Source organism: Polaromonas sp., assembly GCF_039930745.1.
In the GTDB taxonomy this organism is placed as follows: domain Bacteria; phylum Pseudomonadota; class Gammaproteobacteria; order Burkholderiales; family Burkholderiaceae_C; genus Polaromonas.
This window is the reverse complement of the sequence record NZ_JBDTTH010000005.1, coordinates 70,881-87,516: the sequence shown is the minus strand read 5'-3', so window position 1 is coordinate 87,516 and position 16,636 is coordinate 70,881. Positions and strand designations below refer to the sequence as shown.

Here is a 16,636-nt window from a genome sequence, read left to right as displayed (position 1 = left end):
AAGTTCAGGAGCCGGAGAAGGCGGTGTAGCTTGTCTCGTCCATCAGCGCGTCAAGCTGGCCCTTGTCGGACAGTTTGACCTTGAAGAACCAGCCTGCGCCCAGCGGATCGGTGTTGGCCAGTGAGGGATCGTCGCGCAGCGCCTCATTGACTTCAGTCACATCACCGCTGAGGGGCATATACACGTCGGCCGCAGCCTTCACGGACTCCACCACGCCGGCGACCTCCTTCTGGGCCAACGTGCTGCCAACAGAAGGCAGGTCGACAAATACAACGTCACCCAGTGCGTCCTGGGCGTGGTGGGTGATGCCCACTGTGGCGATGCTGCCGTCAACTTTGATCCATTCGTGGTCTTCGGTGTACTTGATCATGGGGTTCTCCAAAAAATATAAAAATTCAGCCGCGGAAATAACGATTCGGAACAAAAGGCATGGCGCTCACTTCCATGGGCACAGGTTTGCCGCGCACGATGGCGTTCACGCGTGTACCGATGGCCGAGAACTCGGGCTTCACGTAGCCCATGGCCACGGGTTTGTCGATGGTGGGGCCGAGCAGGCCGCTGGTGACCTCGCCAATCGGCGTGCCATCTATGCACTCCAGTTGCGTGTGATCGCGCACAGGGATGCGCTCCAGTGCTGTCAGGCCCACACGCTTGCGCGTGAGAACGGCCGGATCCGCGAGCTGGGCCAGCACCTTGTCCGCACCCGGGAAACCGCCTGCGCGGGCACCACCGTTGCGGCGCACTTTCTGGATCGCCCAGTTCAGGCTGGCTTCAACCGGTGTGCTGGTGCTGTCGATGTCGTTGCCGTAGAGACAGAGCCCGGCTTCCAGCCGCAGCGAGTTGCGTGCGCCCAGGCCGACCGGCTTGACCTCAGGCTGGGCGAGCAGGGCGCGGGCCAGGGTGTCGGCCTGTGCGGCAGGCACGGAAATTTCAAAACCGTCTTCGCCGGTGTAGCCGCTGCGGGTGAGAAAGCAGTCGCAGCCTGCCACGTTAAAGCGCCCGCCGGTCATGAAAACCAGTTTTTCGACACCCGGAGCCAAGCGCGAGAGAGCGTTCACCGCCTGCGGACCCTGCAACGCCAGCAAAGCCATGTTCGGCATGGGAATAACGTTGCAGCGGCTACCGATATTTTTCTGGATATGTGCGATGTCACCGACTTTGCAGGCGCCATTGACGATGACAAAAATATCGCCGCCGTTGAGGTAGTCGCGGTTGAAAAACATCAGGTCATCGATGATGCCGCCGTCGTCGTTGAGCAGCAGGCCGTAGCGCTGCTTGCCTGCGGGTAGGTCGATCACATCGACAGGAATCAGGGATTCCAGTGCGGCTGCGGCGTTTGGCCCCACAAGGCGCAACTGGCCCATGTGCGAGACGTCGAAGAGGCCGGCGGCGCTACGTGTGTGGTGGTGCTCGGCCATCAGGCCGGCCGGGTACTGCACCGGCATGGAATAACCGGCAAACGGGACCATGCGCGCGCCGAGTTCCAGATGCAGGTCGTACAGAGGCGTTTTCAGCAGTTCAGGGGCGATGGCGGACAAGGCGTTCTCCGGGGCAAACATACAACATGGCCATGAGCCATGGGCTGCCCCTGCTGTCCTCTTTACCTGAGAGATTCGCCTGGCGATGCAGGTTTGCTCCTTCGGTGGGCCGCCTCATGGGGGGGCCTCTCTCCAGTAGGGAACGCTGCCTGGCGGGTGTTCGGCCGGGCGGCGCTTGCCAGTCCTTTTGCCTGAGCGTTCAGAGCACCATTGGGGTGCCGCATGCGCCTTCGGCGGTTTTCTCGAGGAAAACTCTCTCCTGACCCGTCAAGTGTAGCTGAACCGTCTCAGGCTGCCCCCTCGGCAGGCAACAGCATGGCAATCCGTTCACTGATGGAATCAGCCCGTTCGTGCCCCGCGATTTCCCCGATCGCCCCGATCATGTCGCGCGACGCAATCAGCATGGCCTCACGGTCTCTGGCGCTGCGCAAGCTTTCCCGGAAGCGCTCTGCCAGATCCGGGTGCCGCTGGGAAAACATGCGTTCACAGATATCAAAAAGAAACATCCGCGTGGTCGCCAACGACCTCTTTCCGTCAAACTGGTCTGCTGAAATTGGAGCGGTAGCCGACGAGACCTTGCTGGCCTGCAACTGCCTACCGGCTTTTGGCGGCTGTGTTGAACCGGACGCAGGCCCCGGCGAGCCGACGGATGGGATGTGCAAAAAACCTTCACGCAGCAGTTGCAGAGCAATTTTCTCGCCATCCCCATTGAACAGCGGCCGCAAGTCCTGTGCAGACCGGCTTCCGTCGGCCAGCAGCAGCAAGGTGCGCTCGCGCTGGCCAAGCGTTCGGGTGCCGGGCTGAAGCTCAGCGCGTGCGCGGTCGGTCTTGTGGAGCTGCATGGGACCTCATAGGCAATGGAGGCCCCAAGCATGAACGCAGAAAATGACAGGCGTGTGAAATTTTCTTCCGTTAGCGGGCGTACAGCAGATCGCGCAGGCCCAGCGAGATGATTGGGACATGAGTGACCACCACCAGGCAAGCGACGATTACCAGCACAAAGGGAATCAGGTGTTTGATGATTTTGTCCAGCGTTATCCGTGCCACCGTACATGCTGCAAACAGGTTTACGCCAAAGGGCGGCGTGATCATACCCATCAGCTGTTTTGCGACGTCGACAGCGTCCTGTCTTCAATCACTTCCGGCAGGGGTTGCTCCGCGAGTTGCCGAAGACGGCCAGGAACTGGCGAAAACCAGCGCGGGTGGGTCTTGTTGCCGGCAGAGCGTCTCCGGCTAAACGGCGGCTTCCGCTCTGCTGACTCGGGTCGTTTTTACTTTTGACGTGCTTCCCAGCAGCCAGAGGTTCAGCGTTTCATTGCGGCCGATGATCTGCGCGCAGACAATCGGGCCGAAGATGCCGGCGACGACACCCGGCGGCAACAAGGCGTAGGTGTCTGTCACCCCCATTTTATTGAGGAAAATCCGGCTGCTCGCAGTGAAGAAGACATGGAGCAGGTAGATGGCAAAGGAATACGCGCCTATGTAGGCCAGGGGACGTGACTCCCAACCGCTTCGAAGCAGCAGCACGCCGGCAGAAACACCGATGGCCAATGAGACCAGTACCCACACCGCATGTTCCTTCATGTATGGCGGAAGCAGCACGACAACCGCAAGGCTGGCTATAAGTGCTGTCGCAGCCAGAAGGCGTGGTACAGAACCACGGATATCGAAGCGTTTGCAGGCCAGTCCAGCAAGGAAAAAAGGCATCAGATAAAGTGCGCCGCGCACTCCAAAATAGTTGGTGAACCCAGGCAGAGCGAAAAGTAAGGCGCTGGCTCCCCAAACCAGTGCAAAACTGGGCACTGTGGAGAGGGCTTTCAGGTGTTCGAGAAGAATGACCAGCAGAAAAATGACGAACAGGGCTTCAAGAAACCAGAAGTGCCCCACCGGCAGGACATGCAGCAGCCACCAGTTGTTCACGCTGGCATTGGCACCTGGTGTGATGGTTTGCACGATGGCGTAAAAGGTGCCTACGGTCAGGAGAGGCAACAGGAGACGCCTCACTTTGCCCTTGATGAAGCCTGGTGCGTTTCCCTGGTAAGGGCGAAACGCATAGACATAGCCCGATATGAAAGAGAAAAGCGGCATGCGGAAATAGGCGAGCATGTCGTTGAACGTTCCCAGCCAGTGTCCGTCCGGAAGTTTCAAGCCCTCTGTCGGCGTGGCGCCTACGGTGTGAAAGAACACCAATAGCATGCAGGCGATACCCCGCAATGTATCGACTTCTATGCTGCGTTTCATTTTCGTGCCTGCCATCAGTTCGTCTTTCTATTTTCAAAATCAGGCCGTCAAGGGTAAGCCCGGTTGCACCCATATCGCGCGTTCCGTCAGGAAACTTGTGGGATCAAACTGTTGCAACTCGTATCTGTGTGGAAATGTGCAAAGGCGGATGACGCGAAACGTAAGCATTCGCCTACACAGTGCTTGCACGTTTCCTACGCTGAGTATGCGGCGCGGTCGATTACGCTCCTTAAAGAGGTCCGTCATTCTTCAAAGATTGCAGCGCACCGCAGGGGATAGAGCTAAAAATGAACACAGGGATGTCGTACGCAACCATGAAGACTCACATGTCGCACCGCGACGGTGCTGCCGTGCGCTACCTGCACTTGATCAGGCAAACCGAGGCTCTGGAGCGTCACATCGACCTGCTGCAATGGCTGCAGGGAGACGTGCAGGACTACCTGTCGCACGACATCCTGTTAGCCGGGTGGGGAGACTTTCGCGAAGGCACGGTGCGGCACGACATTTTGTCGAATCTGCCGGGCGCGCGGTCCTATAGCGATGGCACGGACAGCCTGCCTTTCCTGCTCGGTAAATTCCACGATCACTGGCTTGCAGCAGGGAGGATGCCCTGCAGACTGAACTTTCACGAGTTTGACTATTTGCTGGGCAGTGCCAGCTTGCCGGGGTCATTCACCGCTGCATTGCGTGGCATGCGTTCCGCACTGATTCACGGTTTGTGTGACGAGCGGAACGGGCAAGAGTGCCTCTATGTGCTACTGGACACGGAAGATATTCCGGTCGAGCCTGCGAGTACGGCGCTCAGGGTGCTGATGCCCTCCATCGACGCGGCGTTGCGCCGGATGACCTTGCTGCCGCAACAGCGTGGTGGCACCTCAAGGCCGGTACGAAATTTGCAAGAAGACGTCAGTGGCTTGAGTGAGCGCGAAACCCAGATCATGGCCTGGGTGGCGATGGGAAAGACCAACTCGGAGATTGGAACCATTTTGAATATCAGTGGATTCACGGTGAAAAATCACATGCAGCGCATTTTCCAGAAGCTCAATGTTTTCAGCCGCGCACAGGCTGTCTCCAAAATGAAGCAGGTGTCGCTGGATGGCTGAGATCAATCAGGCTGCTTCCGCGTCGGCCTGGCTGAACAGCCGCGAGCCGCGCTCCGCGGGGCTGGGCAGAAGCAACGTCTTCACGGTGATCGAAGCTGCCCTCGACCCGCTGGTGCTGGTGTTCTCGCTTTGGGCGTTGGCCTTTTACTTCGAGAATTCGATAAGCCCGTCCTATCTGATCCTCTCGATCATCGTTTTTTCGTTGACCTTTCCGGGCAGTTCGCAGCTTCGCCTGCCGATCTGGCGGGTATTTTTCAACATTGCTTTCCATTGGCTCTGGATTGCGGGCCTGTTGCTGTTGACGGGGTATGCAACAGAATCGTTCTACAAATTTTCGATGACCGTTATCGGCAGTTGGCTGTGGCTGGCCCCGGTGGCCCAGGCGGGAGCGCACCTGGCGCTGAGAGCCGCAGCGCCGCAGCTGTTGAAACTCCAAGGTCCCCCCGGCAAGGCCGTGATTGTGGGCATGAACGACCAGGGCGCTTCCCTGGCTGAACATATTACGGGCTCCCAATACTCGGGTATTGAGCTTATGGGGTTCTTTGATGACCGCGGTGAAGGGCGCAGGGGGATGCAGGGTGAGCACCAGCTGATCGGGAAAATCGAGGAGCTGCCAGCCTACGTCAAACGGCACAGGATCCAGTTCATTTACCTGTCCTTGCCCATGGCTGCAAGGCCGCGCATCCTCCAGGTGCTGGACGGCCTCAAGGACACCACGGCTTCCATTTATTTTGTCCCGGACATGTTCATCACCGACCTGATCCAGGGGCGCAGTGATTCGGTGTGCGGCGTCACCGTGATATCGGTCTGTGATACTCCGTTCCGGGGTGTCAACGGTGTGCTCAAGCGCGGCAGCGACATCGTGTTGTCCTTGCTGATTCTTCTGCTGATTTTTCCGGTCATGCTGATGATCGGATTGCTGGTGAAACTGGACTCGCCGGGGCCGGTCATTTTCAAGCAGCGACGGTATGGCCTGGACGGCGAGCAGATCCTGGTCTACAAGTTTCGCTCCATGGCTGTGACGGAAGATGGTGGTGCAATTCGCCAGGCGCAGAAAAACGACTTGCGTGTGACGCGCCTGGGGGCTTTCCTGCGCAAGACCTCGCTCGATGAGCTGCCTCAATTCATCAATGTGCTGCAGGGGCGCATGAGCATCGTGGGGCCCAGGCCGCATGCCGTGGCGCACAACGAAATGTATCGCACGCTCATCAAGGGTTACATGGTCCGTCACAAGGTCCGTCCCGGAATCACGGGCTGGGCCCAAGTCAACGGCCAGCGCGGCGAAACAGACACGCTGGACAAAATGCAGGCGCGAATCGATTGCGACCTGGATTACCTGCGCAACTGGTCCCTGCAGCTGGATTTTTTCATCATCTTTAAAACAATACGCCTGGTCTTCAAGGACAGCTCCGCTTATTGAAAGGCCTTGAATCCAACAGAGCGCATTAGGGCGAAAGAGCTATTGCTTCAGCCCTCTCCACATTCGTAACATTCATGCACACCATCTACCCATACCTACCGGCACCCCACGCGGGTCGCCCGGACTTCACGTTTTGCCTTATCCGGCAAGGGGGTTTCTTTTGATCTCTTGTCGCACACTTATTCCTTTTCCACTGGCAGTGCTCGGATTTGTTCCCAGCATGGTTTTGGCGGACGATCTTGACACGCTCCAGTTCCAGGCTGGCCAGTCTGTCGAACGCGACAGCAATGTGTTCCGGTTGTCGGATTCGGCCAATACCCAGGCCGTGATCGGATCGCCCACCCGATCGGACACCATTGCAGTCACGACTTTGGGTATCAAGTTGAACAAGCCTTATAGCCTGCAGCGGTTCGAGCTGGATGTGAACGCCCAGGACTATCACTATCAGCGGTTCTCCCATCTGGACTTTACGGCGCTCAACTATGCTGCGGCCTGGCGATGGAGCTTTACCCCTGCTCTGCATGGGAACCTGACTTCCGACCGGAAGGAATACATCGACACCACAGCAGACGTGCAGAATTTTGGCCAGGTCAGCCATCGAACCACCCGTTCGACGGTGTTTGACGCCGAGTACGAAATCGACGGCGCCTGGCGCCTGGTGGGCGGCGTTTTTGACCGCAGCAGCAAGAGCAGCGAGACTTCCACCTTCGAGGCGGATACCCATGTCGAAGGTGCGGAGGCCGGCGTACGGTATGTCTTTCCTTCCAATACCTCCATGGCGTATCGCTTCAGGAACGGCGACGGTGATTATCCAGGCCGAGCCCTGTCACCGGTGTTCGCCCGCAGCTTCAAGGATCGGGAACACGAATTCCGGCTGGACTGGGCGCCCACCGCGAAGACGATGTTGCGCGGCCGGCTGTCGCACTTCGACCGATCACACGACGACTTTGCAGCGCGGGATTTTTCTGGCTTTGTAGGCCAGTTGGATGCGACCTGGGCTGTCACCGCCAAAACCGCTATCGCTGCCGGCGCGGTACGTGAACTCGGCAGTTATCAGATAACAACGGCCAGTTATTTTGAGGGTCACCGGTTCTTCATTGCACCAACCTGGAAGCCGACGGAGAAAACGGCCCTCCGGGCGCGCTATAGCCACGGCGTGCGTGATTACAACGGGGCTCTTCCAGGCTTTGTGGAAAGCAACCGCCGTGACATCACGAAGCAGGCTTCCCTGGCATTCGACTGGATGCCCTGGCGCGCGCTCAAATTGACCGCTTCGCTTCAGCGTGACAGGCGTACCTCCAGCGAACCGGGTTTTGATTACCGGAGCAATACGGTTGGACTCTCGGCCCTCGCCAGTTTTTGATGGGCTGGGCAGCTTCATCTTTTTTGCCATGACCATTCCAGAGGTATTCCCATGACACTCCACATTCGTTATTTCGCGACAGCATGGCTGATTGTTTTTTCAATCGCTGGATTTGCACAGACCGGTGCTCCGCTGCAGGCTGCAACTGCACCCGTCGCAGCGGCAGCTGCAGTTGCAACGCCAGGAGAACAGGCTTCGATACCAAGCAAGCAGGACTACCGGCTGGGTCCCGGTGATGCCATCGGTGTTCAGGTCTATCAGAGCCCCGACCTTTCCGTGGACGCGCGCGTGTCTGAAAGCGGGGTGATCAGCTACCCGCTTGTGGGCAGCCTGCAGCTTGGCGGGCTGACCATCGCCGAGGCTGAAAAGAAAATTGCCGATGCCCTGCGTAACGGCGGCTTTGTCAAAGTCCCGCAAGTCAACATTATTCTGCGGCAGGTGCGAGGCAATCAGGTAGCGGTTTTGGGCCAGGTGAGCCGACCGGGCCGCTTTCCGATCGAGACCACCAATACACGTGTCAGCGACATGCTGGCCGCAGCAGGAGGTACTACCCCCACTGGGGATGATGTGCTGATTCTCACGGGCCAGCGCGATGGCAAACCGTTTCGCAAAGTGATCGATATCCCGGCGCTTTTTTTGAATGTGAAGTCGGATGAAGACATCCCGGTCGCCGCTGGCGATACCCTGTATGTCAACAAGGCGCCCGTGTTCTACATCTATGGCGAGGCGCAAAAGCCCGGCCCTTATCGCATAGAGCGCGGCATGACGGTCATGCAGGCTCTGGCACAGGGCGGTGGCCCGACCGCGCGCGGTAGCCAGAACCGGCTGCGTATTCATCGGCGCGATGCGACAGGCAAGGTGGTGGAAGCGGTGCCTCAGCTCACTGATCTGGTCCGCCCTGAAGACGTGATTTATGTCCGTGAAAGCATTTTTTGACCATGACACTCCATCAATTCCTTTTGATATTACGGGCGCGTTACCCGGTGGCCTTGTTCATTCTGGTCGCCACGGTGCTGGCCGCGCTTGCGGTCAGTTTTCTGCTTCCGGCCAAATACACAGCACAGACCGCGGTGCTGGTCGACATCCGCTCGCCGGACCCGCTGGCGGGGACAGCGGTACCCGGTGTGGTTGCACCGAGCTACATGGCCACCCAGGTTGACATCATTGGCGGTGATCGTGTTGCCCGACAGGTTGTCAAGGCGATGAAGCTGGACCAGGCTCCGGGGATCAGGGAGAAGTGGCAGGAAGCGACCGAAGGCCGCGGAGAACTCGACGCCTGGCTCGCCGGCTCTTTGCAGCAAGGCCTGGATGTGCGGCCCGCCCGGGAGAGCAATGTGATCAACATCACCTACAAAGGAAATGATCCTGAATTGGCGGCGGCAACTGCCAATGCTTTTGCACAGGCCTATCTGGACATCACCCTGGCGCTCAAAACCGAACCTGCACGGCTTTATGCGGAGTGGTTTGACGAGCAAACCAAAGCCTCGCGCGCGAAGCTGGAAGAAGCCCAGGCCCGCCTGTCGCAATACCAGCAAAAGGCCGGCATTGTTTCAAGCGACGAACGTGTGGACTACGAAACCACCAAGCTGGCGGAAATATCCTCCCAGCTGACGACCGTGCAGGGAGAAACCACAGACAGCCAGAGCAAGCGCAATTCCCGTGGCGATACTGTCGCCGAGGTCATGCAGAGTCCCTTGATCAATGGCCTGAAAACCGACATTGCCCGGCTCGAAGCCAAGGTCCAGGAAGCCAGGTCGCGGCTCGGCGTGAATCATCCCGAGCGGCAAAGCCTCGAAGCCGAGCTGACCTCCCTGCGCAGCCGCCTGTCCAGCGAGGTGGGGCGTGTCACGAATTCGATCGAGACGACTTACCGCGTGGGCAAGGACCGCGAACGGGAGCTGCAGGGAGCGCTTGCAGCGCAGAAAGCACGTGTCATGCAACTGAACAAGGAGCGCGATGAGCTGAATGTGTACCGGCGCGACGTCGAGTCGGCCCAACGCGCCTATGAGACGGTGACCCAGAGCGCATCGCAGACCCGCTTGCAAAGCCTGTCCAACCAGACCAATGCCGTTCGCCTCAACACCGCGACGCCGCCCTCTGCACCGTCCAGCCCGAAGCTGCTGCTCAATCTGCTGATTGCAGCTTTTGGCGGAACCCTTCTGGGAATTGCGTGCGCCGTATTGCTTGAACTGATGAACCGCCGGGTGAGATCCACCGAAGATCTGGTACACATGCTGGACTTACCGGTGCTGGCTAGCATTGTTTCCAGTGCAGGCACAGCCCGGTTGCCCGGCTCGCATCGTCTCACATTAGGAAGGTCCACATGAACAGAGCTCCGCCCCAGACGATCAGGTCAGTGCCACTGACCGTGCCCAGCAAACCCGCCACGGGCGCTGGGCGTTCCATCGGCACCATCCTGGTTGACTCAGGAAGACTTTCACCACCTGATGCCCAGCGCATCCTGGATTTCCAGCGCGAACGAGGCGTGCGTTTCGGCGATGCCGGCATTGCCCTTCGGCTGATAAGCGATGACGATGTTCGTTATGCCTTGTCCATCCAGTTTGGCTACCCGTACCTGGCCCGAGGCAGCACCCTGAGCCGGGAGCTGGTTGCAGCCTACCAGCCCGGCAGCCGTCCTGTGGAACAACTGCGTGAGTTGCGCAGCCAGTTGATGCTGCGCTGGTTCGACACCGGTGCAGACCGAAGGGGACTGGCCATCGTCAGCGCGGGAGCCGGAGACGGGCGAAGTTATATTGCCGCCAACCTCGCCATTGTTTTTTCGCAATTGGGGGAGCGCACCCTGCTTGTTGATGCCGACATGCGCGCGCCGCGCCAGCATCACCTTTTCAATCTTGGCAGAACAGCGGGGCTGTCGGACATGCTGGCGGGCCGTGCCGGCCTCGAGGCGGTAGTTGGTATTGAAACCCTGCAGGACCTGTCGGTGCTGCCTGCCGGCGCCATTCCTCCGAATCCGCAGGAGCTGCTCGGTCGCCAGGATTTTTCCAAGCTTCTGCAGTCCCTGGGCGAGGATTTCAGTGTCATCATCATCGACACGCCGCCTGCCAGCAAGTGCGCGGATGCCCACACGGTGGCGGTGCGTGCCGGCGCTGCGCTGGTGGTCGCTCGGCAAGACAGGAGCTCTGTGCCGCAGCTGGCCCGGTTCACGAACGGCCTGCGGGAGTTTGGTGTCGCCCTGGTCGGTTCGGTCCTTAACGATGTCAAATTCGCCTCTGGATCAGCCAGTGCCGCCAACTGAGCGCGGCCGCGGCAAGCGCTCCGCCTGCGGCGTCGGCGAGGAGGTCGCTCCAGCTGGCCGTCCGGCCGGGCAGATAGGCTTGGTGCCACTCGTCCGTGATGCCAATCAGGAGGGCGCCTGCGATGCAATAAAAAACCCTGGGCCATCCACGCTTGCCGGTCGCCAGGCCGAAGGCCCCACCTATCCACGCAAAGGTAATCACATGCGCCAGTTTGTCCCAAGGGGAGGGAAACAGGCCCATGGCAAAAGCCTGGGTGCCAAGTACATACAGGCCCGCGCTGGCCAGAATTACGGTCATGGCGGCCAGCAAGCGGACGCTTCTCCGCACTGCCTGGCTACAGGAGATGCGTGCATGGCTTTCCATCAGAAACACGCCCCTGGTGTCGCTGCTGCGAACGCGAGGGTTGCAACATGATGCGCGGTAGTCCGGACGTCTGTGCAGACTGGCAGGAACGCTGGGATTATCTCGTTGACAAAATTGAGCGCGTGCAAACCACGACGCAAGAGCAGCAACTGTTGGCCCGGCTGGGTCAGCCTGATGGTCCGTTTGTTCTGGCTTTCGCCAACGCGCATGCCATGAATTCGCTGGCGAACTCGGCACCATTTTTTGAGGCCCTGCGTTCGGCAGACATGGTGCTCCGGGACGGTTCGGGCATGGCCACGCTGTTCAAGCTGCTGCGTCTGCAGCCCGGGCTCAATCTCAATGGAACCGATCTGATCCCCCAACTGCTCAGGCAGTTCGACGGACGTTGCATTGCTTTTTATGGAACGGAGGAACCCTATCTGCAACGCGCCTTGCAGCTGGGTGCGCGGGAGTTTGCCCCCAACAGCCGTTTTGTCAGTGCCCATGGTTTTCATGATACCGGCGTTTATGCAGGTCTTGCCCTTCTGCACCAGCCTGCCCTGATCGTTCTCGGCATGGGCATGCCGCGGCAGGAGGAGGTGGCTGCTGCCTTGCGTTCGGTGCTGACTTTTCCTTGTCTGATTGTTTGCGGTGGTGCCATCATTGATTTTCTGGGTGGCAAGACGCCTCGCGCCCCGGTGTGGATGCGCCGCAAGGGGCTGGAATGGGTCTTCAGGCTGGCGTTGGAACCGCGCCGCCTGTTTCAGCGTTATGTGATCGGCAACCCTCTTTTCCTGACACGAGCCCTGCGCCTGGCGTCCGTGCGCCGTGCTTGAGCCCTGTCCTGAAGCCCCGTGTTTTGCGTCGGGGGATCAAGGTGCAGCGGCAGGATGCCGAGAAGGCGAAGCGTCGGAGGACGGGTCCCAGCGGTTGTCCACATCGGGTGTGCAATCGTTCTTGACTATTTCCCCCGGGTTGCCCATCACGACACAGCGAGGCGGAATACTCTCGAGAACATAGGCGCCGCCGGCTATCCGACTGCCTTTGCCGATCGTCACACCGCCCACCACGATCGCGTGCGGGCCGATCCAGACCTCGTCTTCAATGACCGGATAGGTGGTGGACCGAAGTCCTTCACTGTCGATTTGATCGCGCCGCCCCAGGGTAACGCCGTGAAAAAGGGTCACATTGCTGCCTATGCGCGCATCCGCCGTGACCACAATGCCTCGTCCATGGGTCAATGCCAATCCAGCGGCAACAGGTGTTCGCCAGGGGAGTTCAATACCAGCCCATTGACTTGCAAGACCGTGCAACAGGCGCGCGGGGACGAAGAAGATCCAGCGAACGGCCGAAGGGAGTTGCCGCGTAGCCTGGCACCAGCGCAGAGTGACCACGACGCGATACGCCTCGCGCAAGAAGAAGCCCTTGACCACCAGCCACCAGCTGAAGCGTCCAAACTCGCGGTAGGTATCTGCTTTCAATGCATCCACAGCGGTTTACCCATCATTTTCCCGGAGGAGCTGTACTTCCCGGAGAACCAGGCCGCAGAACTCTGCAGGCCTTCCGGATAAGGTGTCCATGTCAGGCCCAGTGTTTGCGTGGCGAGGCTGGCATCGAGGTGAATATGCTGTGTCCATAGCCGGAGCAACCCCGGTGGCATCGGACTGGGTAGAGCGGTTTGTTCTTTTCCCAGACGCTTGAGCAGTAGCTGCGCCAGCTTGAGTGGCGGCCCCGCCAGCCAGGCGTCAAGCTGCAGCTGCCGCCGCGAAATACGCCTTACCGGCGTGGCGTCCAGCGCAAGCGCCAGATCCACGAAGAAGTCGTTCCAGCGCGGGCTGTCGGGGGCTGCCAGGTTAAAGGCGGGCGATTGTCCCGGTGCGACGGGCAGCCGCAATGCAGCCACCAACGCCTGGCAAACGTCATCCACATGAACCAGGTTTGACCAGCCATCGCCTGCGGCACCCAGATCGCCCAGGCGTCCGGAATGCAGCCAGCGTCCTGTACGTCCCACCCAGAGTTCGCTGCCCGGCCCGAAAACGCAACCAGGCCGCAGGATCACCGCCTCACCGCCCTGGCGTGCATAAGCCGCTAAATGCGCTTCGGCCTCACACTTGGCGCGACCGTACCATCCCAGAGCCGGATCGAGCGCTGCGTCTTCACGAAGCTCGCCTTCCGCCGGTCCGTAAACCGACATGGTGCTCAAGTGAATGATCCGCGGACAGCCGCCGGCCAAGCCCGCTTGCACGAGTGCTTCAGCACCTCCAGAAATGGAGGCGGCATCACCGGCGACGCAATTGACCACGGCATCAAAGCGCTTAAGCACCGAAGTCAAGGCTGGAACATTGCGCGTGTCCAGGGTCATGGCGTCAGGGGAGGAGACAGCGCTCACCTGGCTGCGTGACGCGCCCACGGGCGCCGACCAACTTGTGGCCCGGAGCACTTCCATCATCCGGCGGCCGATGTGCCCGGTGGCACCCAGTACCAGTACCCTCATGCAGCTACCTCGAGGAGTTCCGCGGGCTCCCTGGCCTGCAGCCTGCGCGAGAGGGTGTCGCCCAGCCTCAGCGACAGGGCAATGAGCGTGAGCGTGGGATTGGCTTGGCTGGAGGTGGGAAATACCGCGCTGCCCGCTATGAAAAGATTGTGCACGGAATGGACCTGGCAGTCGGCATTAACAACACTGGTGCGCTCGTCGTTGCCCATACGTGTGGTGCCAATGTGATGGCCTCCATACGCCCCAAAACGCATGAGGTCCTCCTCCAGGGTTGAACGGTTGTATTCAAGGCGGGCGGTGCCGCTTTGTTCAAATTCCCGGACGAAAACGTCCAGGGTTCGCTGGACTGACTCGATATCGGCCTGGCTGTAGCGCCAGTCCACCCGCAGTTTCGGCATGCCGAGGGCATCCATCTTGTCGGTAAGCATGACGCGGCTGCTGGCTTGTGGCAGTTGCTCCCCATGCATTTCCAGGCTGAAGCGGTTGGTACGGTTGCGCAGGATCACTGACGGGAATTTCCGGCTCGCGAGGGTTCGGTGGGTTACCCAATGACCCAGAAATGCGGCGGTGTCGATGGGGTCGGTCACCACATTGAGCAGGTGGCGTGCGTAGGTGCCCAGCGTGGGTGCTTTGCCATCGTGCAAGCGCTTGCTGTATTCGTAGCTGATCAGCTTGCGTGCCAGAAACAGCCCGGACAACACGCCGCTGCGGTGCGCGGGGTCGGTGATACGCGGGAAATGCAGGCGGCCGACCGCATTTGCCAGACCCAGGTGCCGCTGCTCGCCAGCCGTGACTGACAGGCGCCGCCGGCAATAAACCCCTTCGGGCGCCAGTTCGTACCCATGCCGCACGCTACCCGGTGAGCCGTGGACCGTCAGCATGCCGACATTCCCGGCAATGTGGCACATGTAATAACGGCCCACCACGTCGTGGTGATTGCCTATGCCTGCAGGCGCTGTATCGCGCGAAGCCAGCAGCAGGCGCGCAGTTTCCAGGCCCCCTGCAGCCAGCACTGCTGCGCGCGGCGTCACCGAAAACCGTTTGCCGGCCAGCGTGGCCACCTCGATCATGCGCACGGCACGGCCGTCCGGTTGTAATCGGATGCCGGTGCAGTTGGCCCCGAGCAGAACCTCCACACCGGCAGCCAGCTGCAGCCGCTTGGCATAACGGGTTCCGAAATGGGTAGGACAGGAGAAACGTTCAAGCCCGCTTGTGCGGACCCGCGTGCTGCTAAAGCCGCGAATCAGCGGGGCCACGTCCGGACCGAGCGCCTCCTCGGCGTTGTAGCTGAAGCGGCCGGCCTCCGCCAGGGCATTGGCCTCGGGGTAGTAGGGCAACAGGTCTTCGTACGACAGCGGCCAGCCGCTGTGGGGGATGTGGTCGCGTTTTTCAAAGTCGATCGGGTCAAACGGCATGCAGCGTCCGCCCCAGATGGCTGTCGAACCACCCAGGCGCCGCTGCCGGTACTTGTCCGGTGGGCTGTGCAGGCGTTTGTCGGCGATCTCTCCCTCATAGAGGGACTGGGTTTTTTCATCTGCCTTCAAGAATCCGGACTCCAGCATCAGCACCGAAAATCCTTTTGCCGAGAGGGCCAGCGTGAGCGCGATGCCGGCTGGCCCGCCACCCACAACGCAGACGTCGGCCTGGAGGCATGCGCCGTGGGGGATGCTGTTGGCACTGGAAATCAAAATGAGGCCTCCTCGATCGGTGTGCTGTTTTCCAGCGGCTGGCCCGCGATGCCGAAATGGCGCCGATGGATGTGCGCAATGCTGGCGGAAAAGCGCCTCAGTGAAAACTGCAGGTCATACAGTGCGCGCCCATTGCGCTCAAGGGATTCCCTCAGCGCAGGCTCCCGCAGCACCCGCTGCAGGGCCGCAGCAAGCCCGGCTACGTCGCCGGGTTGGACGAAGCAGGCGTTGACGCCGTCAGTCAGAACGAAAGGGATTTCCCCGACCGGGCTGCAGACAACGGCCACGCTGTTGGCCATGGCTTCCAGGATGACCAGGGGCAGGCCCTCGTCATAGGAGGCAAGCACCAGCACATCGGCGCGCGCCATCAGGCGCGACACTTGCTGCTGGTCTGACCATCCCGCAAAGCGGACAAAGCTGTCTAGGCCCAGTTCTCGCGCCTTCTCCTGGTAGCTACCGACATCGCCGCCACCAGCGAACGTCACTTCCAGCCGGGCAGGATCGAAGCCGGGCACAGCCATGGCGTGTAAGAGATCGGACACGCCTTTGCGTTCTGTCAGATTGCCGACAAACAGGATGCGCTGCACGTCTTGTGCCGCCGCATCGCGCCGCGTCTCGGTAGGCTCCGGAACACCGTTGATGACAATTTCGATGCGGCTGGCAGGGACCTTGAGTTCCTCGCAGACAAAGCGCCGTGCCGCGCTGCCCAGTACCACACAGCAGGAGGGCAGGGAGAAAATCCAGCGTGCCAGGGCCTGCAGCGGTCGCGGCCAGGCCCGGTAGGCGTGGTGCAGCTGTGCCGCGTGCAAATGCAGCACCACCGGTACACCGAGGAGACGGCACAGGGCGATGACCGCGGCTTTTCTGAAGAAGCTCAATCGTTCCGCCATATTCACGTGCACCCCGGCCAACCGCCCATTGAGCCTTCCGCGCACGATTTTCCCCAGGGCCGCAGCAAGGAACCAGGAGGAAGACAGCGCATTGGCACCGCCGCGGGTGTCCAGCGGCCGCAGTTCGGCGGTACCGGGCGGTGGATTGAAGGCTTGCGCCTGGATGAGGTAGTCCGCCACCTTGAACATTCCGCCCCCTTTGGGAGTCCAGGGACAGGCGATGTAGATGTAGTTGCCGCTACGCATCGGCGCGGCTGGGGGGAACATGGATTGATTTGCTGGCATGGTTATTTCCGGAAT

The 16,636-nt window shown here is 60.3% G+C and carries 16 protein-coding genes, 1 pseudogene and 2 riboswitches; of the genes and pseudogenes, 7 read left to right on the top strand and 10 right to left on the bottom strand.

The window, feature by feature from the left end:
- Positions 1-4: 4 nt before the first annotated feature.
- From gcvH to ABI660_RS03490, 5 genes and pseudogenes are all read right to left on the bottom strand, one after another.
- Positions 5-370 carry a glycine cleavage system protein GcvH gene (gcvH, locus tag ABI660_RS03510; protein WP_348064995.1) on the bottom strand — a complete coding sequence of 122 codons (366 nt, stop codon included), beginning with the start codon at positions 368-370 and terminating at the stop codon, positions 5-7.
- Positions 371-395: 25 nt separating this feature from the next.
- Positions 396-1,538 (bottom strand): glycine cleavage system aminomethyltransferase GcvT, encoded by a 1,143-nt coding sequence (gene gcvT / locus ABI660_RS03505; protein ID WP_348064993.1) that lies wholly within the window; start codon positions 1,536-1,538, stop codon positions 396-398.
- A 43-nt stretch (positions 1,539-1,581) separates the two neighbouring features.
- Positions 1,582-1,684, bottom strand: a riboswitch (glycine riboswitch).
- A gap of 23 nt (positions 1,685-1,707) precedes the next feature.
- Positions 1,708-1,810, bottom strand: a riboswitch (glycine riboswitch).
- Positions 1,811-1,825: 15 nt separating this feature from the next.
- On the bottom strand, positions 1,826-2,380 hold the full coding sequence (locus tag ABI660_RS03500) for a hypothetical protein (RefSeq protein WP_348064991.1): 555 nt from the start codon (positions 2,378-2,380) through the stop codon (positions 1,826-1,828).
- Positions 2,381-2,450: 70 nt separating this feature from the next.
- Positions 2,451-2,636 (bottom strand): annotated as a pseudogene (locus tag ABI660_RS03495) (TRAP transporter large permease subunit); the annotation flags it as partial.
- A 135-nt stretch (positions 2,637-2,771) separates the two neighbouring features.
- The gene (locus ABI660_RS03490; RefSeq protein WP_348064989.1) at positions 2,772-3,779 is read right to left on the bottom strand and encodes an acyltransferase; all 1,008 of its coding nucleotides are present in this window, start codon (positions 3,777-3,779) and stop codon (positions 2,772-2,774) included.
- A gap of 350 nt (positions 3,780-4,129) precedes the next feature.
- Here ABI660_RS03490 and epsA point away from each other — a divergent pair, with 350 nt between their 5' ends.
- From epsA to epsG, 6 genes are all read left to right on the top strand, one after another.
- Complete coding sequence (gene epsA / locus ABI660_RS03485; RefSeq protein WP_348064987.1) at positions 4,130-4,882, top strand: XrtB/PEP-CTERM-associated transcriptional regulator EpsA; 753 nt, start codon at positions 4,130-4,132, stop codon at positions 4,880-4,882.
- Complete coding sequence (locus tag ABI660_RS03480; RefSeq protein WP_348064985.1) at positions 4,875-6,302, top strand: undecaprenyl-phosphate glucose phosphotransferase; 1,428 nt, start codon at positions 4,875-4,877, stop codon at positions 6,300-6,302. Before epsA ends, ABI660_RS03480 begins: the two co-directional genes overlap by 8 nt.
- A 199-nt stretch (positions 6,303-6,501) precedes the next feature.
- Positions 6,502-7,665, top strand: a complete 1,164-nt coding sequence (gene epsL, locus ABI660_RS03475; protein ID WP_348065039.1) for an XrtB/PEP-CTERM-associated polysaccharide biosynthesis outer membrane protein EpsL — start codon at positions 6,502-6,504, stop codon at positions 7,663-7,665.
- Between the two features lie 51 nt (positions 7,666-7,716).
- Positions 7,717-8,601 carry a polysaccharide export protein EpsE gene (gene epsE, locus ABI660_RS03470; RefSeq protein WP_348064983.1) on the top strand — a complete coding sequence of 295 codons (885 nt, stop codon included), beginning with the start codon at positions 7,717-7,719 and terminating at the stop codon, positions 8,599-8,601.
- 2 nt (positions 8,602-8,603) lie between these two features.
- Positions 8,604-9,992: a chain length determinant protein EpsF gene (gene epsF / locus ABI660_RS03465; protein WP_348064981.1), complete on the top strand. Its 1,389-nt coding sequence runs from the start codon at positions 8,604-8,606 to the stop codon at positions 9,990-9,992.
- Positions 9,989-10,921 (top strand): chain length determinant protein tyrosine kinase EpsG, encoded by a 933-nt coding sequence (gene epsG / locus ABI660_RS03460; protein WP_348064979.1) that lies wholly within the window; start codon positions 9,989-9,991, stop codon positions 10,919-10,921. The genes epsF and epsG overlap by 4 nt, the downstream gene beginning before the upstream one ends.
- Here the strand turns inward: epsG and ABI660_RS03455 are convergent.
- The gene (locus tag ABI660_RS03455) at positions 10,884-11,219 is read right to left on the bottom strand and encodes a VanZ family protein (RefSeq protein WP_348064977.1); all 336 of its coding nucleotides are present in this window, start codon (positions 11,217-11,219) and stop codon (positions 10,884-10,886) included. The two genes, epsG and ABI660_RS03455, sit on opposite strands and share 38 nt — an antisense overlap.
- A gap of 188 nt (positions 11,220-11,407) precedes the next feature.
- Between ABI660_RS03455 and ABI660_RS03450 the strand changes: the two genes are divergently transcribed.
- Complete coding sequence (locus ABI660_RS03450) at positions 11,408-12,100, top strand: WecB/TagA/CpsF family glycosyltransferase (protein WP_348064975.1); 693 nt, start codon at positions 11,408-11,410, stop codon at positions 12,098-12,100.
- A gap of 36 nt (positions 12,101-12,136) precedes the next feature.
- Here ABI660_RS03450 and ABI660_RS03445 read toward each other — a convergent pair whose 3' ends face one another.
- Genes ABI660_RS03445 through ABI660_RS03430 form a run of 4 tightly spaced genes read right to left on the bottom strand, consistent with a single transcriptional unit; the run spans position 12,137 to position 16,603 of the window.
- The gene (locus tag ABI660_RS03445) at positions 12,137-12,754 is read right to left on the bottom strand and encodes a serine acetyltransferase (RefSeq protein WP_348064973.1); all 618 of its coding nucleotides are present in this window, start codon (positions 12,752-12,754) and stop codon (positions 12,137-12,139) included.
- Entirely contained in the window at positions 12,742-13,758 is a 1,017-nt protein-coding gene (locus ABI660_RS03440; protein WP_348064971.1) for an NAD(P)-dependent oxidoreductase, read from the bottom strand. The genes ABI660_RS03445 and ABI660_RS03440 overlap by 13 nt, the downstream gene beginning before the upstream one ends.
- Complete coding sequence (locus ABI660_RS03435; RefSeq protein ID WP_348064969.1) at positions 13,755-15,446, bottom strand: GMC family oxidoreductase; 1,692 nt, start codon at positions 15,444-15,446, stop codon at positions 13,755-13,757. Before ABI660_RS03435 ends, ABI660_RS03440 begins: the two co-directional genes overlap by 4 nt.
- Entirely contained in the window at positions 15,443-16,603 is a 1,161-nt protein-coding gene (locus tag ABI660_RS03430) for a glycosyltransferase family 4 protein (protein ID WP_348064967.1), read from the bottom strand. The genes ABI660_RS03435 and ABI660_RS03430 overlap by 4 nt, the downstream gene beginning before the upstream one ends.
- Positions 16,604-16,636 lie beyond the last annotated feature (33 nt).